Raw genomic sequence first — 21918 nt, 5'->3', positions numbered from 1 at the left:
GTGTCTCCCTTCAACCCACGACTTGCGTTACCGAGAGCAGCGCGGTCATGACCGAGACGATCAAGCCGCCGACGACGATGCTGATCGTGACGATCGCGGCAGGCCCGATGATCCCCACTATTCGATCGAGCTGCCGCTGCAACTTGGCCTCGTAGAATTCCGCGACGCGTGCTGCCAAGGTCGGCAACTGTCCCGTCTCCTCGCCAAGACGGAGCATGCGAACCGCGACGGCAGGGAGTACGGCGGAGGCGTTCAGGGCTTCGGAGAGCTTGCCCCCGTGCCGGACGCGGTCGGCCATCGTCGTCCAGACGTCGGTGCGTCCTGTGACGGACATGATATCGGTCAATATCCGCAATGTTGACGTCAAGGTCACGCCGCTGCCGAGCAGAATGCCGAGGTTGCGGCAGAACAGCGTCGTGCGGTGGAACTCGATGACCGCCGAGACGATCGGCAGGCGGCCGAGCTGCGTGATCACCTCAGCGCGGAACGCCGGTCGCCGCCATGCCATGTACCCACCAATGGCGAGTGCAGACGCGAGCAAACTGATCTCCGCCCCGTGACCACGAAGCAAATCCGACAGTGCCAGGAATATCTCGATGACAGGATCGGTCTTGGCGTTGAAGTCGCGCAGAACCGCCGAAAACTGCGGCAAAACGAACGTCACGAAAAAGATCAACACGCCCCCGGCGGCGACCAGCACGAAGGCCGGGTATTGGAGTGCGTCGGTCACTTTTCGCCGCAATGCCTCGGCGCGGGTCCGCTCGCTGCCGAGCGTCTCGAGAATATGGTCCAGCGTGCCCGACATCTCCCCGACCCGGACAAGGGCCACATACATCGAGGAAAACAGCGCCGGGGTCCGCTCGAGCGCTTCCGCAAAGCTTTCCCCCGACAGGATTGCCGTCTTGATCTTGAGTATCACCGGACGCAATCGCCCGACATCCATGTCGTTGGAAAGCAATTCGAGCGCATCGTTGAGACGGGCGCCGGCCCTGAGCAGCAGCGCCAGATCGCGCGTGAACACCGTCACGTCTTCGGGGCGGGGACTCGACAATGACGGGAGCGAGAACGACCAGCCGGTCGAACCGCTATCGACTTCCGTATCGATCGCGACCAGCCCGAGATATTCGATACGCTGGGTGACTTCCGCGATATCGGTCGCGGATATAGATCCCGAGACGATCTCTCCGTTCTGAGTCAACGCGCGATAGCGGAAATTGGGCATGGTGTCACCTGACGCTTGTCACGCGCAGGATCTCGGCCGCCGAGGTCATGCCGGAGAGACACTTCGCAAGACCATCCTGGATCATGGTCGTCATGCCGTTGCGAACCGCCGCTTCATCGATCGACGACCAGTCGGAATCGGAATCGATCAGACGCCGCACCTCGTCGTTGATCTCGAGCACCTCGAACACGCCGCAGCGTCCGCGATAGCCGGTGCCGCCGCAGCGTTCGCATCCTCCGGGAGAAAAAACCGTGTCGCCGAGCGCCAAGCCCACGGCCGCATATCTGGGGTCAGCCTCGAGATCATCCGCCGTCAGAGGCCGGCTCGTCTTGCAGCGGTCGCATAGTTGACGGACCAGTCGCTGCGCGATGACGGCCCGCAGCGTGGAGCGAAGCAGGAACGCCTCGACGCCGAGATCCAGCAGCCGCGGCACCGCTGCCGCCGCAGTCTCGGTATGGAGGGTCGTGAGAACGAGATGGCCAGTCAGCGCGGCATGGATTGCCACATGCGCCGTCTCGGCGTCACGCACCTCGCCGACCATGATCACATCAGGGTCTTGCCGAACGAACGCACGAAGTGCCGTGGCGAAGGTCAAGCCAATCGATGGCTTGGCCTGGGATTGGCTGATCCCGGCAATCTCGTATTCGACGGGATCTTCGATGGTCAATATCTTGCGCGTCGGTTCGTTGAGAAGCGACAACACCGTCGCCAGGGTCGTCGTCTTGCCGCTGCCGGTCGGACCGGTCACGATGATCATGCCGTGCGGGAGAGCCAGCATTCGGCGGAGCCGACCTTCGTCCTTGCTGAGGAAACCGAGCTTCTCGATCGACAGGAGACCGCGATCCTTCGGAAGCAGGCGAATGACGGCGGACTCTCCGTGCTGGGTCGGCATGATCGCAATGCGCATGTCGATTTCCGAACGCGCGGCCCGTACGCGCGCGGCGCCGTCCTGAGGCAGCCGCCGCTCCGCAATGTTGAGGCCCGCCAGGATCTTGATCCGCGAGATCACGGCCTGCGGCGGAACGCCGCCGGGCGTCGGAATGTTGCGCAGGAGACCATCGATCCGCATTCGCACCGCCCACCCCGAGCGGGTCGGCTCGATGTGGATGTCGCTTGCCCGCAGTTCCACCGCGGTCTCGAAGACATCATTGACAGCCCGAACCACCGGAGCACCGCTCGCGAGGTCACGGAGATTGTCGATATCGTCGTCCTGGCGCCCGCCGGAGCTCTCGGCGATGACGGCGGCGTCTGCCACCTGCTCCTCGCCAAGCCGCTGATCGAGCGCGGCAGCGACGTCTTCGAACGAGGCGACGTAGATCGCTGGTGGCGCACCGAGCACGATCGTCGCGGCCTGAACCGTGGCGCGGTCGCTCGGATCGGCAACGGCAACGGCGGGGCCGCCATTGATCTGGCAAGGAAAGATCGCCATCTCGCGCAGAAAGCGTCGCGAGAACTGCTGAACTTTGGGTTCGGCCGCGATCATATCCTTGAACGCAAGTCGCGGCAGCCTGAAGAAACGGGCTAGCTCGTCGGCAAATTCCGTAGCCGAGAGATCACTGGCCTCCCACAATTTGCGCAAACCGTTCTCGTTGCCGGCGCCGCCCGACGGGACAGGCTCGGCCTTCAGCGCCAGCTTGGCGCGGAAGTGAGCGACGAAATCGGACGCAGTCGGAGCTACCATTGACGTGTACCAAAAGTGGCTCTGGAAGCCGCGGACCGATCGTCTATCGCAACTTCCATATCATGAATGTGACATATCAAGCCGGGGGATGATATGCGCGATTATAAAGGCAGCTCGCAAGGTAATAGCTGCGCGACCATCACACATTGCATGGCCGGGCATCGCCGTCCGATGATTGGGTGAGATATCGGACGGAGCCATCACACATTGCTGTCATACAGGGCCGCTAAACAGGGCGGCCAATTGGCCTCTCCGCCCTCTCGCGAGGGTGGATGACAGGCGGTAAATGAGTGAGGCGGACAGTGGGCCGAGCAGTACGGTGGATCGGCTTGTTGATGCAATGCGCCTTGCTGGCGTCATGCAACACCGTTGCAACGGTCCTCGAAGGCGACCACAAGGATCCTGACGCTTTCGAGAAGGTTCGGTCGATCGACCTGCTGCCGCGCACACCAAGTCAAATTCAGCAGACCACGCTGCAGACAGGTCCGAAAGCCAAGTCGACCATCTATCCTGCAGAGTCGCTCGAAAACGACGCAGAGCGCCGAACTTCGCAATCGGAGCGATCGACAGGGCAATCGAGCGCCGAGACCTTCGAGCTCAACTTCGAGAATTCGCCTGTCACCTCCATTGCAAAGGTCGTCCTCGGCGACATCCTGGGCGTTGGCTACGTGATCGATCCGCGCGTGCAGGGCACGATCAGCCTGTCGTCGGGACGGCCAATCCCGAAGACTGACGTCGTCTTTGCGCTGGAGAACGCGCTGCGCGTGGGCGGTATCGCGCTGATACGTGATGATACGGGTTATCGACTAGTACCACAGGCCGACGCCGTCGGCGCCGGAGCAGCGGATGACCCGGACCGCATGGCAGCAGGCTACGGGATTTCCGTCGTTCCGCTTCAATATGTGTCGGCGCAAACGGTCATCAAGCTGGTGGACGGCTTCGGCACCAAACCCGGAATGGTGCGGGCCGACACCGGACGCAATTTGGTCGTCGTCCAGGGCACTGGGAGCGAGCGCCGCAACGCGGTCGACCTCGTGCTCAGTTTCGACGCGGACTGGATGAAAGGGCAGTCGGTCGGGATATTCCCGGTGCAGAACAGCAATCCCGGCCCGATCATTGCCGAATTGGAGAAGATCGTCGATAGCGGCGACGGCGGGGTATCGCAAAACGTCATCAAATTTCAGGCGATCGCACGGATGAACGCCGTTCTCGCCGTCACACGCAAACCAGAGGTGCTTCGGCGCGTCGAGACATGGATCCGCCGCCTCGACACCACCAATACGGGGCGCTCGGCAGTCCACGTCTATCGCGTCAAGTTCGGCGAGGCACGACAGATCGCTCGCGTGTTGAACGATATCTTTAGCGGCGGCAGCGGCGGCGGTTCGACGGCGTCCGGGCTCGACAGTTCAGCGGGCCAGATCGCCCCAGGCTCCGGTTCTTCGGCCAGTTCGAGCGGCGGCTCGGCCCTCAGCCGCCTGTCCGCCTCGCCAACCGGCCAGTCTTCGCTCGGCTCCGGGGGCGCCGGCTCTCAATCCGCGGGCAGCTCCTTGGCCGGCGGCACGGCGCAGTCAGCCAGCGCGGGAAATTATGGTGGCCAGGGCGGCGGACTGTTCGACAATGCCGGCGCGAGTTCGAGCGGGGGCAAGTCAGGATCTGGCGGCGGGCCGGCCGGCGTTCTCGACGGCGTGCGGATCACGGCTGACTCCGTCAACAACTCGCTGCTGATCTATGCCAGCCAGGAACAATACGCGATCATCGAACAAACCGTCCGCCAGGTCGACCAGCCGCAGCTGCAAGTGGCGATCGACGCGACGATCGCCGAGGTCACGCTGACAGACGATCTGCAATACGGTGTCCAATCCTACATCATGAGCAAGGACGTCGGGCTGAAGCCGGACGTCGGCTCGTTCGGCTATGCCGGCGCGACGGCCGCCGTGAACGCCGCCGGCAACGTCTTGCTCAACCGCGCCATTCCCGGCTTCAACTTCCTCGTCGGCTCGGCCACCACCCCGAGGGGAATCCTCAATGCGCTGCATGCCATCACCGACGTCAAGGTCCTCTCGAATCCTTCGCTCGTCGTGATCGACAACCAGGTCGCGACACTGCAGGTCGGTGACGAGATTCCGATCCAGACCGGCAGTGCCACGGTGCTGACCGGCAGCAACACGATTGCCAACACGACCGATTACCGCAGCACCGGCATCATTCTGCGCGTGGTCCCGCGCGTGAATGCCAACGGCAATGTCCGCCTGGACGTCGAGCAGGAGATCAGCAATCCCGTCAACAACTCGACGTCGGGGACATCCTCCTCGACGTCGACGAACTCGCTGACGCCGACCGTATCGACGCGCAAAGTTCGAAGCTCGATCGCGGTTGCAAGCGGACAAACCGTCCTGCTGGCCGGCCTGATCAGCGACACCCAGAACCGGACACGATCCGGCATTCCGGGCCTTGACCAGATTCCGGGACTTGGCGACGTCTTGTCGCAAACCGAAAAGACCGTCAAACGCACTGAATTGATCATCTTCATTCGCCCGCAGATCATTCGGGACGGTGTCGACGCGCATTTCGTGGCCGAGGAGCTGCGGACAAAGCTTCGCGGCACGATCGAGGCGTCCGGATCGCCCCGGGGCCCGGCCCCCAGCATCCGCTGATCAGGGAAGAAAGGCGCGTGTTGATCGCATGAACAAGCTCGTCAGCTGCGCCCTTCTCGCCATAACGCTGCTCTCGGATGCGGCGCCCGCAGCAAAAGCGGAGCCGCTTGGGGCGGGCAACGCGGCGTTCAACCGTGGCGACTACAATCGGGCCGCACAGCTCCTGCTGCCGGCGGCCGAGCGCGGCAATGCGCGGGCGCAAGGCTTGGTGGGCTTCATGTATGCGACCGGCCAGGGCCTTCCACAGTCCTATGATGCCGCGGCCTACTGGTACCGGCTCTCGGCCGAACAGGGCAACACAACGGCGCAATATCTCCTCGGGCTTGCCTACGACAAGGGTCAGGGCGTCCCGGCCGATGACGTCGCCGCCTATAAATGGCTCAACCTTGCGGCCGCGCGCGCACCGAAACCGCTGCGCGAGAACTACGCCAGACTGCGGAATGCGGTCGCCTCGAAGATGAGCCGCGGTCAGATCGAGGCGGGTCAGTGGCATGCGTTACGCTGGCCGTCCGATTCTCCGTTCTGAACCGGTGCGGGGTCGGGATCTCCGCGGCTTTAGCAGCATTTTGAGCGGAAACTGCGGACGTAGTGCACCTGGCGGCACGCGCCCAACTAAAATTGCCAACTCTTAATGTTATAGATATAGTAACTTCATGATAACGCCACGCTCGACCGACACAATGGTACCAGGTTGAGATTGATATTGGCCGCTCGTTTCTAGCGAGGACATGAAGATGATTGACGAGTCCGGACGACAAGTCACGCCCACTGAACGGAAATCGACGACCACCCGGCGGCAGATGCTGGCCGGACAGGCGAAGGCGCTTATCGCAATCGGCGCAACAGTTCTGACGGCAACCGCGGCGAAAGCCGCCCCCCGTCCGCCGTGCTTCCTGCGGGGAACGAAGCTCAGCTCGGCTCGCGGCGAGCTCAGCGTCGAGACCATCGCGGTCGGCGATCAGCTCCTGACGGCGAGCGGAGCTTTCCGCCCCGTCGCCTGGGTCGGCAGCTGGTTGGGCCAGAAGCGCGCCGGCGAAGCCTGGAGCAAGCAGATGCGGCCGGTGCGCATCAAGCAATCGGCGCTGGCTCCGAACGTGCCTTACGAAGACCTCCTGGTCTCGCAGGGACATGCGATCTTCATCGACGGCCTCCTCGTTCCGGCTGGCGAACTCGTGAACGGCACCACCATCCTGCTGGAGACTGCGGAGCAGACCGATAGGCTGGAATATTTCCACGTCAAGCTGGCGAGTCATGATGTCGTTCTCGCCGCCGGCGCCCCCGTCGAAACGCTGCTCCGCCATCCTGCCGTCGCCACGGATATCGAGGGCCGCCGGATCCAGACTGAACCCTACTGCGCTCCGGTCGTCTGCAAGAGCCTCGGCGGAGTGCTGTGGTCGCGATCCCGCCGGGTTGTGGCCCCGCTGTTTGGACCTCAGAAGCTCGATGTTATTCGCGAGCGGCTGATGCGCCAACCCTCCTAGAGCAAGATCCGGCAAAGTGCGAAGCGCTTTGCCGAAAAGACCATGCTCAAACAGTAACCTGAAGCACGGTGACGATTCATCCTCATCTCATCGCGCTTTAGGCGCCCCGCGCCACCATGACGCCGGGCTCCAGACGTAAACGCAATTCCATCAAATTGAGCCGATGGCTTAGCGGAATCTCGAATTTTCGGTGCCAACACTCCCCAGCTGCAATAAAGCTGGGGAGCGAGTGCCGTGGCCGCCGACGTCAGAGATCGCAAACCTTACCGGAATGCCGGGATCGGCCGCGTCTTGCGTTATTTCGCGTGCGGGCTCCTGTTACTGATTTCCTGGCCGGCCCACGCATTCCTGGCCCGTCCCGCCGTCTTTGCCGCCCTCGGCGCTGTCGCCAAGGCCCCAAACGGGTGGCAGCAATTCTGCACCGAAAATCCCGGGGAGTGCCGCTCCGACGGCGCCCCTCCCCGGGACGTCACGCTGACCCCGGAATTGCTCCAGCAGCTCTACGCGATCAACGGCTTGGTCAATATTCGGGTCAAATGGACCAGCGACGAAGAGCTCTACGGAAAGCCCGAGCGCTGGACCTACCCGCTCGACCGCGGTGATTGCGAAGATATCGTCCTGTTGAAGCGGCGAATGTTGGCTGAGGCGGGCTGGCCGCTGAGCGCCCTGCTGGTCACGACTGTCGAGGAAAAGACGGCCGCGAAGGGCCACCACGCCGTCCTGACTGTCCGGACCGACCATGGCGAGTTCATTCTCGACAACCAGACCCCGGAAATTCTGTTCGCTGACGAGACGAACTACCATTACCTGATCCGTCAAAGCACGTACGACCCGAATGTGTGGGTGACGTTCAGCCCCAATCGTCCCATCACCGTCCGCTAGCACGACGTCCAACCCTAAGCGGCTCGCGCTGGCCCCTGCGCCGGGCCATCCTGTTGCGCGCCGTTACGACATCCTGTCGCAAATCGCACAAGCCCGACGATCGAGAGCGACGTCCGTGAGATCAGAGTCCCCGCTGCCAGGCAACGCCCCGCCTCGTTGCAACGGCGAGCCGCTTATACAATCTTCAGAAAGATATCATTTAACATATAACGTCGATATGCTACCATGTGGTGAACCACCGGATTCTCGTGACCGGATAACGGATTGCACTCGGAAGGCCAATCCCATGAAATCTTTCTACATAATTGCAGCCGGCATCGCTCTGGCATTTGCTTCGACCGCACCAGCGGATGCATCAATCTACGACTTCACCATTCATAGTCAGAATTATGATATCGCGGGTGAAATTACCACGAGCGGCAACCAAGTCACCTCGATCACAGGCCAATTGTCCGGCCTCCTGAACGCGACGATCACAGGTCTGCTCAATCAGCCCAACGCCTATTTCACCAGCGACAACCTGTTCAGCCCGGCCGGCCCGTTCGTATCGAACGACGGAATCCTGTTCGGCGCGGGAGGGTATTCGATCAACATCTACTCCGTCGCGAACGGCGGCGGTTACACCTATTATATTGCGAACAGCCAGTTCCTCGGTAACTACTATTCGGATCCGACCTCTGCTCCCCTGTTCGCTCCCGGTGATCCGATCCTGAGTGGGACCATCACGGCCGTACCCGAGATTTCAACTTGGGCGATGATGATCGTCGGATTTGCGGGACTGGCCGTTTTCGGCGGCAGGCGCATTGCCAGGCAGGGCTCCCGGATCGCCGCCTGACTGCAATCGGCCTGTAGAATTAAAGTCCGGGGACGATCTTGCAAGTCCCCGGCTTTGCCTAGTCAGAAACTGTGATCTTATCATCTCTCGGCGGGCGCGGCGTTCGGTTCGATCTCGCGCCAGCTCAGCACCCTGTAGGGTTCGTCGCCATCCTCGAGCTGGATCACGACCTCGGCGGAGGTCCGCCAGCCATTGTCCAGTAACACCTGACAATTGAGCCGAAAATTGTCGTCCGAGTAGATCGAGATCATGCCGCTTGCAGATCCCAGGAGATCGATGACGGCAGACGGAACATGCGGCAGACTTTCTCGGCGGGCCACGAATGCGGCCGCCTGCACCGGCTCCACGCCCGGCAACGCGGCGATGACCTCGGGTGCCGCGCCGAAAACATCCACTTGGCGCCGACCGCTGTACACCGTTACGAACTGAAGCGCTTTTTCGATCAGCGCGGCCGGAAGCCCGGGAATCGACCAGAGTTCATCTTCGCTCGAAAATGAACTTCCCTTGGGTCCGTAGGACAAGCCGGCATCACGGTAGATCGCCATTTCGCGATCCGGCACGCGCTCCTTGAGCGAGGATCGCCATCCCACCAATCGGTCGGCATAGGCGGTGGCGTCTTCAGAATTCGAGCCGAGCTCTTGGAACAGATTTGCAAACACCGCGGGCGGCGCGAAGTTGAGGTCGATCCGCGTCGCCTCCGCCGCAGAAGTGATCGTCACGGAGGCATTGTCCAGCCTGAACGAAATCGAGCTTCTCGGCGCCCGCTCCCCCCTCGCGCTCGACAGCAAATCGTAAGCTGCAAGCTCGACCCCCGCAAGGATCAGCGCGCGCGCGTGAATGCGCTCGTTATCGAATCCGACCGATGCGGCCGAGGATGACACATAGGCAGCTGCGACACCTGCGAGCGCTGCCAGGATGCTCAGGAGCACCAATGCCGGCACCGTTGCAAAACCCCGGTTGGACCTGTCACGACAATGCGATCCGGGACCCCGGCACATCATCGTGACAGCCCCGCGGTGATTTGCTCACGCGTCAGCGGCTCGCCATCCGCTTGACTGGAGTCCGACGTCTGATCGGGTCGGCATCCATTTTCAGCGCAATTCTCAGGGGCCGGCCTTTGCGCACGGACAGAGACGACGCGGGCCAAGCCTTGACGACCGCTCGCGTCCCGCACCACGACCTGTACCATAGCCGGCAAACTCTCTTCGTTCTGCCACGCCGGCCGCCAGATGAGATCCTCGCCGGCAAAGCTGAAACTCAGCCAATACGGATGGCGCAGCAACGCGACACGGCCTGCGTCCGGATCCACCTCCATGACGCCGGGAACGAATGCTACGCGGGACCTCGCGACCATCGCGCCCCGTCGATCGGTCGCCTCGCCGATACGCACCGTTTCGAGGCCGCGTTCCGAGTTTGGGCCGATCGCACTTCGAACGAGAACGACTGAGCGCTCAGAACCCTCGAACATCACGGATCGCAAATCCCCACCAACGCGAATGAATTGAGCGGCAGCAATGTCATCGGCAACGCGATCGAGGGCAATTGCAAGAGCTTCGCTATGCTGGGTCCGATCGTAGGTCTTTCTCCAGGCGGGCAACCATTGCGAGGTAATGATCGCCAGTGATGACAGGATCACCCCCAGCAAGACGATTGCGGCGATTGCCTCGATGAGCGCAAATCCGGCATTCCCGCCACGTGCAGCTGCATTGCCCGCCTTCATTGACTGCGGATCCGTTGCAGCCGCATCGTCTGAAGGCGTAACAGGGGACCCGAAGGGGCCTGAACCAAAAGCTCGACCCGCATAGGTACCCAGCGGCCATTCTGGCGCAATACCAAAGCAGGGTCTGCCTGCGCCGCGCCCAGAATCATGCGCCACCGATGCCCCCAGGACACGCCGCTGAGGCTCGGAGCGACCGAGCCGTCACGCGGCGGCATCACAGTCGACAACAGGCTATTTGACGCCTGAAGCAGTGCAACCTGTCGCTCGATCCGACCTGCACCCCGTGTCGTGGCGCTGACGAGAGCTCCGATAGCTGCGAGTGTAACGGCAATGATGGTGATGGCGACCAATTGCTCGATGAGAATGAAGCCGGCGCCGCGCCGTAACGTCGTGCGCTGGTAGATCCGCAGCACTGCATATCTCCGAAAGGCGCTGCCGGTGCCGATTGCAGGTTCGCGCGGATGGTCCGCCGACCGCCGAGCTCCAAATCCGCTGGGGGCTACCATTTAGTACTATATTGACCGAAATCATGACATCCGTGCGAAACGGTATGGTCTCAGAAGCTGCCAGCGATCGTGAGCCGGACCGCGAGCGGCTCCACGGGATGCACGACGGCATCCATGACCCCGTTTTGGCATACCGCCGCCGGCGGCGGGCTTCCGGATTGGCAGAGAGCGTAAAGCGCGTCAGTCTTCAGGAGCGACCCGTAACCGTAGGAGATCTGATTGGTCTTGGCGTTGAACAAATTCAGCGCGTCGAGCTGAATGCGCCAGCCTTCCGCTGTGCGATAGCCAATACGCCCGTTGACAATGCTAACCGGCAACGAGCGCCATGCATCGTCCTCCGTCAGCGGCACCGAACCAAGATAGCGCCAGCGCAGCCCACCGAACCATCCGGTCTTTTCGCCAAGATCCACACCGACCGATGCAACGACCGCCGGCGCATTGGGGATGAAATTGCCCGGCGCATTGCCCAGTTGCGCTTCCGGATATCCGGCAAGCGATGCATAGAGGGCGGCCTGGTCGCCGTCGTAGCCGACGAAACGAGCATGCGTGACGGCCAGGTCGGCATCGAAGGCCAGCCAGCTGAACGGGCGATAATCGTTGGTGAACTCGACGCCATAGCGCCGGCTGGCCCGGCTCGCCGCCGTATCGCCGGCATCACCACTGAAGAGAATCTCCGAGGCCTGGTCGAGCATGAACAGGCTGACGGTCGACGTGAGGCCCGGCACGATCTTGGTGCGCACGCCGACCTCCGCGCCCTTGGTGCGCACCAGGAATGGCGATGGATCGAGGCGGGTCGACGGATCCGTCGGCGATTCCGTGGTCGTTGCGCCACGGGCATCGTTGCTATGCATCCCCATGCCAAGGCCGACGAAGAACTCGGTCTGATGAAACGGTCCGAACACTGCGCGAAATTTCGGGCTACCGATCGCCTCATTGGCGCGCCCGGAATTATTGGCATTGAACAACGAATTGACCGAGGCGTCGTAATAGTCGCCGCGCCATCCCAGCGTCGTTCGCAGCCAGCTAGCCCAATGCACCGTATTTTCGGCATAGATGCTGACACTCGATTCACCGACCTTGTCGCTGCGGACGTTCGAGACGAAGCTTCGGCGGTAGGTGTTGGTCAGAGTCACATCGATATCGTCGTAGCGCGCTTGAACCCCGACCACGGTTTCGGTCGGAAGGCCGCCGATGCTGCCGAGAAAGCTGCGAGAGGCGGCTCCGCCCAACACCAAGCGCCCGTCATGTTGATGGAACTGGTCGCCGAGAACCGGATCGCTCAGATAGTAGGTGAAATCGTTGTAGAGATCGAGCGAGCTCTTGACCAAATAGGCATTGGCCTTCCAAGCCCCGAGCTCGTCGGTCCCGGCGATACGGCTCGAAAGCGCGAAACGATTGGTGTTTCCGCCGTCGGTTGGGTCGATCGCACCCCAGCGCGAGAGGACGCCAGTGTCAAAGGCGCGTGCAGGAACCTGGTCGGTTGAATTCCATTTGTTGGCGTAAGCCATGCCGGTCACGGAGAAGCCGTCGGTCGCAGTGCCCTGGGTGTAGCGCACCAAGGTGTTCAGCTTGCGCACGTCGTCCGGATTGTCCCAGGGGCCGTTATAGGTGCCGCCCTCGCCCGCCACCAGGAGCGTGCCGTCGCCGACTTTGCTCGATCCCATGCCGAACAGGCGACGATAGCCGAAACTGCCGACCGTGACGGATGCCGTGCTGCGCTCGGTGCGGTCGACCAAGCCGATATGCAGATTGCCGACCGAGGCGAAGTCGCCCTCGTCGGCGAAGTACGGTCCCTTGCGGATATCGAGCGAGTTGATCGTTTCCGGCATCAGCCAGTTGAGATCGGAATAGCCCTGTCCATGCCCATGGGTCCGCATGTTGACGGGCACGTCATCGACGTAGATCGCCATGTCAGTGCCGTGGTCGAGATTATAGCCCCTCAGAAAATACTGGTTGGCTTTGCCCTCGCCGCTGTGCTGCGTGACGATAAGGCCGGGCACGGCTTCGAGCACTTCGCCGGGGCGGGTCGCCGGGCGCTGATTGAGCTTCTCTCCGCTGACATGCATCTCGCTGGCCATTCCGGATGGTGGCTTTCCACCTGATCCCACTTCGGCGGCGCCGCTGCCATCAGCGACGGCTGCGCTCGATGAAGCGACGCCCGTGGACGGTTGGGCGGCAGCCGCCGGTGCTGCCTGCACTGGCCGACGGACCTGATGTGCCTGCGCCGGCTTTTTCTTCTTGGAGACGACAGTAATTGTCGGTAGGTCGTCCGCGTCCGAAGCGGCCAGGGCACCGGCGGTCCAAACCGTGCAGGACGCGAAGACCGCCCCCGCCGCAAGTCTCACGTAACCCCATGTCATTCGGCTCTCCAACGCACGATGCTACTCGATGATGGCGATCGGGCCACCGTCGTCACTCTTGATGCTGGATCCCGTCAGCCGCCGGCGCGGAAGCTGATCGGAATTCGAAAATTGAGATTTTGCTCGGGCAAATCAGGCGGCGGTGGCGGCATCGGATCCGCTCGCCGAACGATGTCCAGCGCAGCCTGATCGTAGCGGGCATCGCCCGAGCCCTTGGCAATATCGAGCGCCAGCAGACGTCCCCGGTGGTCGATCGTGAATCTGACGACGACATCGGCAGCACGTGTTGCGTTGGCCATCGCGCGCTTCTGACGCTCGATATGCGCCACCAGCCCGCGGCGCCAGGCCAATTGCGCGCGCTGCGCACTCGCACTGCTGCCGATCGACGTCGCGATCGACTGGGTGCTCTCGCGCTCCGCCTCGCGGCTCGGGGCCGCGACACTCTGCAAAGCAGCGGCGCTCGCAGGCGTGACGATCTCCTGCTTTTCGTGCGGCTGTTCAACCGGGACTGGCAGCATATCAGCCTGCTGGTCGGCATCCGCGACTTGCCTTGTCGTAGTCACGGGAGGCGGAGGCGCCTCTTCGTTTGCCGGAACAGCCTCTTCGGAAGCAGTCGCGGCCGAAGCGCCGGACGCCTCAGCGGCGGCGGCGCCGTCGAAGCTCGGCGCGGCGCTCTCGATACCGACCTCCAGCGCCATGGCGCCGCGGCTCTCCTCGCCGGCAGGACTGTCGCCATGTCGCAGCAGCATCGCGGCAACACCAGCGTGCAGCGCAAGCGCTACACCGCAAGCAACGAGCCATTGGGCCCATGCGGCGTCGCGTCGGCCAAGCGCAGGATCTTGCGGCATCAGCGAACTCATGGCTTGGCCTCGCCCTCGAGCGCGACCAGCTTCACCTTCGTGTAGCCGCCGCTGCGCAGCACTTCGAGCACCTGCATGAGATCGCCGTAGTGGACCGTGCGATCGGCCCGCACGAAAATCGGCCGCTCCTTGTTGGCGTCGGCAACATTGAGCTTCTGGAGAAGCTGATCACGCGGGACGATCTGTTCCCCGACGGCAATCCCAGCCCCGGCGTTGATCGATACGTAAGTCGGCTTGTCCGGCTTGTGCTGCGCGGCCCCCGACAATGTCGGCAGATCGACGGGGAGATCAATCGTCGAGAGCGGGGCAGCGACCATGAAGATGATGAGCAGAACCAGCATCACGTCGATGAATGGCGTGACATTGATCTCGCTGATCTCCGGCAGATCGCCCGGCCCGCTCTGCCCCATCTGGATGGCCATGGCGCTTACTCGGCTGCGCGGGCGGGAAAGCACTGCGCGGGCTGCGACAGCTCGCGCGAGAGCAAGCGTACGACCGCGCCCGATCCCTCGCTCGCCTCCTCGCCATAGGCCTTGGTCGATCGCGCGACGAGGTTGTAGAAAATGACTGCGGGGATGGCCGCGACCAACCCCATGGCCGTCGCCAGCAGGGCCTCGGCGATACCAGGCGCAACGACCGCAAGATTGGTTGTCTGGGCTCGCGCGATGCCGACGAAGCTGTTCATGATGCCCCATACGGTTCCGAACAGGCCGATGAAGGGCGCCGTGGCGCCGATCGTCGCGAGAAGAGCTGCGCCGGCTGCAATCCGCCGTGCATCGTCGCGTATAATTTCGGCTGCTCGGAGCGCGTAGCGATCGACGATGCTCCCGTCCATGATCAGCCCCTCGGACAGCTCTCGCTCACTGTTGGCGGCGTCGATCAGGCGGGCAATAACGCGTGACCTGCCGACCGCGCCTTGGGCGATCTGGGGCGCACGGCAGTCTCCAAGCAAACGAAGCCGCATCAGAGCCTCGAGTGCGGCCGCCAAACGCCGCCTCGCGCGCGACAGCTCGAAGAGCTTGGTCAGGAAAATGGTCCAGCAGGCGACAGAGGCCAGGACGAGCAGCCCCATCACGAGCTGGACGACAAAATCGGCTCGCCCCAACAGGGCGGAGATCGAGAGCTCACTCGTCGGCGATGGGGATGACGAATTCGTTTTGGTGGGCCATTCGTCGGCAACTTTTGGCGACGCGGGGGTGTCAGGGGACATCGAGTCGCTGACCGCAAGCCGATCGCCCCCATCGCTCCCGGCGGAATGTGCCCCGGCCCCACTTGCCACAGTCATTACGGTGGTGAGCAGCAGCATCATTGCCGCGAGATGATAGCGACCTGAATGACGAGACTTGACGTATCCGGTGTCGGCGATCAGCACTTTTTCCTCGATATCCATGCGCTTTCGAGTATGACGACTATCGAAAATGCTCTTACTGCATAGAGCGACACGAAGAACGAATTGTGACAACATCTCACACGTCACAACAGTTATGATATCGCCGCCCCCTCTGTTGTTATGCCGTGTCAAACCAGCGTCACAGTTCGTCAAATATGACGTTGCTTTCGCGGGAACGTTGGCCGAGACCTCGATCCCAATTCATCGGGATGCACCGATGGATGGTGGCTTCATTCAAAAGCGTGGTCTGTCGACCGGTTGCACGAGGACTTCACATGAATGCGGACCGGGCTTCCACGACTGCGGCGGACCTCGATCACGCCACGATCTCGCTGGCGGGCGCCGTGATCGCGCCGCGCCCGATCTCCCGTCGACAGCGCCTAATCCTCATTCCGATCGTGACGGCATCGGGCTTTGCCGGCCTCGGCTACGAAATCGTCTGGACACGTCAGCTCGCTCTGGTCCTTGGAACGGAAATGATGGCCGTGCTGGGCGCCGTGTCCGGTTTCTTTGCCGGCCTTGCGCTTGGCGCATTCCTGCTTGATGGGCCGATCCGCCGGGCGAGATCTCCCTGGCGCATCTATGCCGTGCTCGAGGCGGTCATCGGCATCTGGGGCATTCTTTGCATTTGGCTGTTGCCCGGCGCGGGCCGCTTGTTGGCGCCGTTGATCGGAACGGAGCCGGCGCTTCCGGTGCTCTGGGGCGCGAGCTTTGCCTTGCCGATGCTGATCCTTGCCCCCGCGACTATTGCGATGGGCGGCACACTCACGGCAATCGAACGGATCGTCAGCAATGCCTGGAGCAACCAGCGGATCAGTGCGGGCGTATATGGTGCCAATACGGCCGGGGCCGTAGCGGGAGCACTTGTCTCGGCCTTCGTGATCCTGCCGGCGGTCGGCTTGGCCGGCACGCAGATCTTACTGGCGGCAGTGAATGCAGCCTGCGCCTTCGCTGCATATCGACTGGACCCCGGCCCGACCGTTGACGGAGAGCGCGCACGCGGCGGCGCCGTGCCGATCCGATTGACCGTGACATTGTTCGCGACCGGCCTGCTCGGCATCGCCTTCGAAATGTTGGTGGTGCGCCTCGCCGCACAGGTGCTGCAAGACACGATCTATACATTCGCTGGACTGCTCGCTGCCTACCTGCTCGGCGTTGCGCTCGGTGGCCTCGCCTGGCAGCGCGCGGGAAGCAAGACCTCGGATACGAGTTTGGGCTGGCTCCTCGCCGGTACGGCATTGTCGATCCTTGCGACCGCCGCGCTCGCCCCGGCGATCGCAGGCATTGCCGAAGCAGCGGCCGACCAGGGACTTGCAAGCGAGATCGCCGTGGCGCTCGCTTTGTTCCTCGTTCCCTCCGCCTTGATGGGAGCGACCTTCGGCCTGCTACTTCAGCGCGCGCACGATCACCGCGGAACGCTGGGCTACGCCGTCGGCATTAACGCGGCGGGGGCGTGCGTTGCCCCGCTGCTTGCCGCACAGATCCTGATACCCTCACTGGGGACCTGGCTGGCGATTGTCGTCGTCGCTCTTGCCTATCTCGTGCTGCTGCCGCTGCGCCGCGCGGCAATCGTGTGGGGGGCAGCCCCCGCACTGGCAGCAGGTGTGCTCCTTGCCAAACCCGCGCCGTCGATGATCCGGGTCCCCGCTGGCGGCTCTCTTCTCGCCGTGCGCGAAGGACCGATGGCCACCGCAAGCGTCGTGGACGATGCCTCCGGCGCGAAATACCTCGAAGTCAACGGTCGCTTCCGCATGGGTGGCACCAGTTCGATGCGTTCGGATTACCGCCAGGCGATGTTGCCGCTGCTGCTGCATCCGGCCCCAAGAGAGGCCTTGTTCCTGGGGCTGGGCACGGGTGCCACGCTGATCGGCGGAACGAAATTGCCGTCTGTATCGGTTCACGGCGTCGAGCTGTCGCAGGAAGTGGTCGATCTCATGCCCCGGTTCGTCGATCCGCAGGACCTCCAACGCGCGCGAATATCAGTCGCGGATGCCCGACGTTATGTCGTCGCCGATACCGCCCTCCATGACGTCATCATCGCCGATCTTTTTCACCCGGCACTCGATGGCAGTGGCGCTCTCTACACGCGCGAGCATTTCGAAGCGATCAGGAAACGGCTCGCCCCACAAGGCATATTTTGCCAGTGGCTGCCGCTCTATCAACTCGATGCCCCCTCGCTTCGTGCCATCATCAGGAGCTTCCTGTCGGTCTATCCGGAGGGCTCGGCGTGGCTCAACCATTACAGCGTCCGCACGCCCATGCTGGCCCTGATCGGCCCGCGTGATGCAGCACCGCTCGACCTCGCTGCACTCAGGACGCGCCTCGATACGCCGGATGTGGCTGCAGCCATACGGCCGCTCGGCTTCCAGAGCCCACTGGATCTGCTGGGCCAGTATCTCGCCGGACCGCGTGCGCTGTCGCGCTTTTCCGGCACCGGGCCAATGAACACCGACGACTTTCCCTTCGTGACGTTCGACGCTGAGCGGAACGTACGCGCCCTGAGCGCGCCCCCTTGGTCGCTCCTCCTCGAAACGATTCGATCGATCCGAACGGAGCCCGAAGAGTTGCTGGACACGAGAAGCTCGGGCGACTTTCAGCGACGGCTCGCATCCTACTGGGAGGCACGCAACCGGTTCATCGAGGCCGGTGCTGCGTTGCGCGGCGAGCCTCGTGGCCGCGCCCTGATCGAAGCCGCCGCCCCCGGATTGATCGAGACGTTGAGATTGAGCCCGGAATTCGATCCAGCCTATCAACCCCTCCTCAGCATGGCCCGGGCGCTGGCTGCTTCCGATCGGCCGGCAGCCCGCCGCTTGCTGGAAGCGATCGTGTCCGCCGCTCCCGCTCGCGAAGAAGCCGCGCAGATGCTCAGGCAGATCGCCCCGGCGCCCTGATGCTGCTGATGGTCAGGTCGAGAACTTGATCTCGTAGCCCCAACAATCCAGCCGGTCGGGTATCGCATTGAAGGCGATGGTAATGCGCTGATCGCCCTGGTTTCGCGGCACCTCGTGATACAGGTAACTTGGAAATAGCACGAGGTCGCCAGGATCCGCCTCGGGCAACATGTATTTGCCGGCGTTGAAAGGTCCCATTGCCGCGCTTCTGGTATGATGCCGGAAGCTGTATTCGAAGCCGCCGGGCGGACGGATGAAGACGGTTCGCGAGCCGGGGTGCGAGGGCGTCAGATAGAATACGCCCGATATGAAGCTGTTCGCGTGGCTATGCATGGCCTGGCTTCCGCCCGGCTCGAGCATGTTGGTCCACATCTCCTTGACCGTCCAGTTCAAGCGCTCGCCGAACAGCATATAGCCGAAATCGACCAATTTCGGCGTGGCGAGCATCGCAATCTCCCGGAAGAGATTGCTGTCGAGCGGGTTGGCAATCGTCGTGTGAAAAAGCTGTTCGGACCGCAAATTGGTCTCGACCTTGTCCGCACGGATCGCCCCAATGGCTGCTTCCCTCAGCTCCTGGCTCAGCAGGTTGGGCGACCGCATCAACGGGATCGGAAACAGCAGCTCGATCTGATCTTCGGCCGCAGGTTCTAGCGCTTGGTCCATCGTGTCCACTCAACTCTCGCGCTGCACCGGAGCGGCAGGCGCCGGCGGCGACACTCTTGCAGTATCATGAAGCTACAATGACGAAGCGCCACAGAATCGATCCTACTGGTCGTCTCCACGCAATTCGACGTAGCCCTCGGCCGTGCTGGCGCGGAAGACTTCTCCGGGGGCAAGCCAATGCTTGCGGTGGACGACCTCGTCGATGGCCTTTTCGGCATATTCGACGCATCCGTCGAACTCGCCATTGTTCGCCTCGGTTTGCGCGTCCGACAGAAGGCTGTTTGCAAAATGACGCGAAAGGCTCTTGGGGGACAGGGCATTTGTCATCTCCCGCGCCTGTGCGAGCACCTTCGCGCAATCCTCCGAGGTCGGCTCTTCCGCCGCTTCCTCGGCACGCGTTCCGCCAGCAAGCGCCAGGACGACAATCGCCCCGAACGCGAAAGCCCGCCCTGCTACCAAAATGCTCACGATCCTGTCTCCGTCGTGCAAGATGCTTCTCTCGAAGCAAGAACGAGGCGGCCCTGAGGCCGCCTCGCTGGTTCGCGTGGAGTGACGCTCTGGTGCCGTCAGCGACGCGAGGCGCGTGCTGCGAGGGTCTTCGCCAGAGCGGCATTCGTCTCGACGAGGAGCTGCGGATAGCTCGCCGGGCGGACGAAGATCGGGTTGGCGTAGAACCAGGTGTTGGACCAGGCCTGAACGTCATAGGTCACGACGGGCTTGCCGTTCACCTTCACCAGATGGCTCGGGCAGGCCGCATCGAGGCACTGGACCTTGGCATTGTTGCTGTCGAGCAGCGGATTGCCATCGTTGTCGGTGACGTTCGGCGTCGCCGGCGGGATGTTGGTACCGCGGCTACGGATGTAGAACGGGGTCGAACCCGCCGTGAACGTCGTCGTGAAGGACAGACGGGTCGAACCGTCCGGGTTCGTCGTCGTCGTCATCGACGAAGCGGCGATCTGCTTTGCGATCTTCGCCGAGGGATTGTAGACGATGTTGGCACCCGCAACACCGCCCGCGTTCGGCACGGCATAGCCCGGCGCGCCCGGCGCGATCACGCCCGTGATATCGCCGGTGATCAAGTCGACGTGGTCAACCGACGGCTTGTTGAGTGGCTGCAGCTTGTTGATCGGCGTCAGCAGCGGATTGTTGAAGCTGTACGGGCTATGGTTGGTGGTCGGCACGGTCATGGCCATTTCCAGGGTGATGGTCTCACCCGGGTTCGCCACGATCGTCTCGCCCATGGTCTTCCAGACGCCGTCGGCACCATGCGCGCGGAACACCAGGTCGGGGCCGATGATGTCGGCATTGGTCGAGTAGGAATTGCCCGAACGCATGCCGTCGATCACGTTCTGCGAGGTGAAGTTCGACGTGTTGGGGACGTAGAGCTTGGTGTACTCACCCGGCCAGAAGTCGCTGGTCGAGGCCGCGTCACGCGCACCGAACGAGCCGCGGGTGTGCCAGTCCGAGCTCACATAAATGAAGAAGTTGCGCCCCTCACCGAGCATGCCGTCCCAGAGACCGCCGACCTTGGCGGTGTAGATGCCCTGCATGCCATAGGTGCCGCCACCGACGGCGCTGGTGGTGTACGATCCGGAACCGCCGGCATCGGTGCCCTGGGCCATATGGCCGGGAGATTCGATGCCGAACGCGACCGTCGGACCCGCGTTGTTCAGGTCGCGGAAGTGCTCGATGTTGTAGCCTTTGTTGTCGCTGGTGTTGAACGGACCTGCGCGCTCCGTATGCGTCGGAACGACATAGGAGGTCAGCGGGAACTTGGACTGCAACCATGCGGTTCCGGTCACCGACTTCTGGTGAGCGGCATTGCCGACCAGACCAGCATTGGAGATCTTGCCGGGCCAGATCTGGTTGTTGCTCCCATCGACCGGACCGATGAGGTCGTTGTCCGCGCGGTCGAACAGATATTCGAACTGCGCCATGTTATCGGCGACGCCGGGCGCGGCGGCGTTGAGCGGGGTCTGGCCGGTGATGACGGCGACGTCGGTGTGCTCGTGGCCCGGAACGATCCACTCGAGGCCTTCGATCACGACCTTGTTGTACTGCTGCGACCGGCGGGTCACCAAGGGCCACTCGATTTCCTGGATGCTCTGCCAGCGCCACATCTGCCGGCCGGCGCCGGTGCCGTTCGGCGTACCCTTCAGACTGGTGATCGTGATGCCGTCAATGGTTTGCCCGAGCGTGTCGTTCCAGACTTTGGGGTTATCACCGGGAATGCCGGCACCCGCGGTCGAGAATCGGCAGTCCCCCGTGCCTGAACCACCGTGGTTGCCGAGGGTGAACCAGTCGATGTTGAAGTTCTGACCACCGGCCGCCGCGGTGCCCGTCGCGAGAACGCGGTCAAGAGCATAGCCAGCCGCCACGCTACCGTCGGTGCAGGTGTTGTGATTGTGCATGTCGCCGGCGACATACGGATTGCCATTGTTGACGGTGCCGGCGCCCGCGACCGACGCACCTGCCATCGCCAACGACGCCGAAGCCGCCGTCAGCATGATGATCTTGGATTTTGGAAACATGAGGATGAGGCCCCTAGAGTAGCTTTTGTTTGAGAACACTGTGCCAAGCGAAAGCGCGAGGAACGCCGAAGCGTTAATTCATCCAGATCAGGCGTCGGCGACATTAACATGAAGCTTTTGTGCAATATAACACTTATCGCCAAAGATAACATTCGAAGAGGGGCGAGAACGACTTGTAGTCAGATTGTCACGTGACAGACGATTTTCCGCGTTGCATAACGCCGGCCGCCCGGCATCTCCCG

Annotated in this window: 18 protein-coding genes and 1 pseudogene; 6 read left to right on the top strand and 13 right to left on the bottom strand. The window is 62.6% G+C overall.

Annotation, left to right across the window (positions count from 1 at the left end):
* Positions 1-10: 10 nt before the first annotated feature.
* The 3 genes and pseudogenes from G8O24_RS19965 to G8O24_RS45615 all read right to left on the bottom strand — a co-directional run.
* Positions 11-1222, bottom strand: a complete 1212-nt coding sequence (locus G8O24_RS19965) for a type II secretion system F family protein (RefSeq protein ID WP_188102237.1) — start codon at positions 1220-1222, stop codon at positions 11-13.
* 4 nt (positions 1223-1226) lie between these two features.
* Entirely contained in the window at positions 1227-2903 is a 1677-nt protein-coding gene (locus tag G8O24_RS19960) for a GspE/PulE family protein (RefSeq protein WP_188102235.1), read from the bottom strand.
* Between the two features lie 139 nt (positions 2904-3042).
* Positions 3043-3123 (bottom strand): annotated as a pseudogene (locus tag G8O24_RS45615) (H-X9-DG-CTERM domain-containing protein); the annotation flags it as partial.
* A gap of 115 nt (positions 3124-3238) precedes the next feature.
* Here G8O24_RS45615 and gspD point away from each other — a divergent pair.
* The 5 genes from gspD to G8O24_RS19935 all read left to right on the top strand — a co-directional run bounded on the left by gspD (position 3239) and on the right by G8O24_RS19935 (position 8755).
* Entirely contained in the window at positions 3239-5557 is a 2319-nt protein-coding gene (gene gspD / locus G8O24_RS19955; protein ID WP_188102234.1) for a type II secretion system secretin GspD, read from the top strand.
* 28 nt (positions 5558-5585) lie between these two features.
* Positions 5586-6083 (top strand): tetratricopeptide repeat protein, encoded by a 498-nt coding sequence (locus G8O24_RS19950; RefSeq protein WP_188102232.1) that lies wholly within the window; start codon positions 5586-5588, stop codon positions 6081-6083.
* Positions 6084-6291: 208 nt separating this feature from the next.
* The gene (locus G8O24_RS19945; protein ID WP_188102230.1) at positions 6292-7038 is read left to right on the top strand and encodes a Hint domain-containing protein; all 747 of its coding nucleotides are present in this window, start codon (positions 6292-6294) and stop codon (positions 7036-7038) included.
* 234 nt (positions 7039-7272) lie between these two features.
* Complete coding sequence (locus tag G8O24_RS19940) at positions 7273-7920, top strand: transglutaminase-like cysteine peptidase (RefSeq protein ID WP_311972302.1); 648 nt, start codon at positions 7273-7275, stop codon at positions 7918-7920.
* 286 nt (positions 7921-8206) lie between these two features.
* Positions 8207-8755: a hypothetical protein gene (locus G8O24_RS19935; RefSeq protein WP_188102228.1), complete on the top strand. Its 549-nt coding sequence runs from the start codon at positions 8207-8209 to the stop codon at positions 8753-8755.
* An 80-nt stretch (positions 8756-8835) separates the two neighbouring features.
* Here G8O24_RS19935 and G8O24_RS19930 read toward each other — a convergent pair whose 3' ends face one another.
* From G8O24_RS19930 to exbB, 7 genes are all read right to left on the bottom strand, one after another.
* Complete coding sequence (locus tag G8O24_RS19930; RefSeq protein WP_244645912.1) at positions 8836-9543, bottom strand: type II secretion system minor pseudopilin; 708 nt, start codon at positions 9541-9543, stop codon at positions 8836-8838.
* Between the two features lie 209 nt (positions 9544-9752).
* A complete protein-coding gene (locus G8O24_RS19925; protein WP_188102224.1) occupies positions 9753-10475 on the bottom strand; it encodes a PulJ/GspJ family protein in 723 nt (240 codons plus the stop codon).
* A complete protein-coding gene (locus G8O24_RS19920; RefSeq protein WP_188102222.1) occupies positions 10472-10888 on the bottom strand; it encodes a type II secretion system protein in 417 nt (138 codons plus the stop codon). Before G8O24_RS19920 ends, G8O24_RS19925 begins: the two co-directional genes overlap by 4 nt.
* Before the next feature lie 143 nt (positions 10889-11031).
* Entirely contained in the window at positions 11032-13341 is a 2310-nt protein-coding gene (locus tag G8O24_RS19915) for a TonB-dependent receptor (RefSeq protein WP_188102220.1), read from the bottom strand.
* Between the two features lie 74 nt (positions 13342-13415).
* Positions 13416-14201 (bottom strand): energy transducer TonB, encoded by a 786-nt coding sequence (locus G8O24_RS19910; RefSeq protein ID WP_188102218.1) that lies wholly within the window; start codon positions 14199-14201, stop codon positions 13416-13418.
* On the bottom strand, positions 14198-14623 hold the full coding sequence (locus tag G8O24_RS19905) for a biopolymer transporter ExbD (RefSeq protein WP_188102216.1): 426 nt from the start codon (positions 14621-14623) through the stop codon (positions 14198-14200). Before G8O24_RS19905 ends, G8O24_RS19910 begins: the two co-directional genes overlap by 4 nt.
* A 5-nt stretch (positions 14624-14628) precedes the next feature.
* Positions 14629-15591, bottom strand: coding sequence for a tonB-system energizer ExbB (exbB, locus tag G8O24_RS19900; protein WP_188102215.1), 963 nt, complete (start codon positions 15589-15591; stop codon positions 14629-14631).
* A gap of 221 nt (positions 15592-15812) precedes the next feature.
* Between exbB and G8O24_RS19895 the strand changes: the two genes are divergently transcribed.
* Positions 15813-18482, top strand: a complete 2670-nt coding sequence (locus G8O24_RS19895) for a spermine/spermidine synthase domain-containing protein (protein ID WP_244645911.1) — start codon at positions 15813-15815, stop codon at positions 18480-18482.
* A 12-nt stretch (positions 18483-18494) separates the two neighbouring features.
* On the opposite strand, the gene G8O24_RS19890 is transcribed toward G8O24_RS19895, so the two are convergent.
* The 3 genes from G8O24_RS19890 to G8O24_RS19880 form a co-directional block, all read right to left on the bottom strand.
* Positions 18495-19145, bottom strand: a complete 651-nt coding sequence (locus G8O24_RS19890) for a 2OG-Fe(II) oxygenase family protein (protein WP_188102213.1) — start codon at positions 19143-19145, stop codon at positions 18495-18497.
* Positions 19146-19247: 102 nt separating this feature from the next.
* Positions 19248-19634, bottom strand: a complete 387-nt coding sequence (locus G8O24_RS19885) for a hypothetical protein (RefSeq protein WP_188102212.1) — start codon at positions 19632-19634, stop codon at positions 19248-19250.
* Between the two features lie 77 nt (positions 19635-19711).
* A complete protein-coding gene (locus G8O24_RS19880) occupies positions 19712-21676 on the bottom strand; it encodes a hypothetical protein (RefSeq protein ID WP_188102210.1) in 1965 nt (654 codons plus the stop codon).
* Positions 21677-21918 lie beyond the last annotated feature (242 nt).

Source organism: Bradyrhizobium campsiandrae (assembly GCF_014529705.1).
Taxonomy (GTDB): domain Bacteria; phylum Pseudomonadota; class Alphaproteobacteria; order Rhizobiales; family Xanthobacteraceae; genus Bradyrhizobium; species Bradyrhizobium campsiandrae.
Note: the sequence above shows the minus strand (reverse complement) of the source record. Positions and strands in the feature narration are given on the sequence as shown.

Coding starts and splice junctions, on each gene's coding strand:
- G8O24_RS19965 (WP_188102237.1), bottom strand. CDS start 1,222: ATGCCCAATTTCCGCTATCGCGCGTTGACTCAGAACGGAGAGATCGTC.
- G8O24_RS19960 (WP_188102235.1), bottom strand. CDS start 2,903: ATGGTAGCTCCGACTGCGTCCGATTTCGTCGCTCACTTCCGCGCCAAG.
- gspD (WP_188102234.1), top strand. CDS start 3,239: ATGCAATGCGCCTTGCTGGCGTCATGCAACACCGTTGCAACGGTCCTC.
- G8O24_RS19950 (WP_188102232.1), top strand. CDS start 5,586: ATGAACAAGCTCGTCAGCTGCGCCCTTCTCGCCATAACGCTGCTCTCG.
- G8O24_RS19945 (WP_188102230.1), top strand. CDS start 6,292: ATGATTGACGAGTCCGGACGACAAGTCACGCCCACTGAACGGAAATCG.
- G8O24_RS19935 (WP_188102228.1), top strand. CDS start 8,207: ATGAAATCTTTCTACATAATTGCAGCCGGCATCGCTCTGGCATTTGCT.
- G8O24_RS19925 (WP_188102224.1), bottom strand. CDS start 10,475: ATGAAGGCGGGCAATGCAGCTGCACGTGGCGGGAATGCCGGATTTGCG.
- G8O24_RS19915 (WP_188102220.1), bottom strand. CDS start 13,341: ATGACATGGGGTTACGTGAGACTTGCGGCGGGGGCGGTCTTCGCGTCC.
- G8O24_RS19910 (WP_188102218.1), bottom strand. CDS start 14,201: ATGAGTTCGCTGATGCCGCAAGATCCTGCGCTTGGCCGACGCGACGCC.
- G8O24_RS19905 (WP_188102216.1), bottom strand. CDS start 14,623: ATGGCCATCCAGATGGGGCAGAGCGGGCCGGGCGATCTGCCGGAGATC.
- exbB (WP_188102215.1), bottom strand. CDS start 15,591: ATGGATATCGAGGAAAAAGTGCTGATCGCCGACACCGGATACGTCAAG.
- G8O24_RS19895 (WP_244645911.1), top strand. CDS start 15,813: ATGGTGGCTTCATTCAAAAGCGTGGTCTGTCGACCGGTTGCACGAGGA.
- G8O24_RS19890 (WP_188102213.1), bottom strand. CDS start 19,145: ATGGACCAAGCGCTAGAACCTGCGGCCGAAGATCAGATCGAGCTGCTG.
- G8O24_RS19880 (WP_188102210.1), bottom strand. CDS start 21,676: ATGTTTCCAAAATCCAAGATCATCATGCTGACGGCGGCTTCGGCGTCG.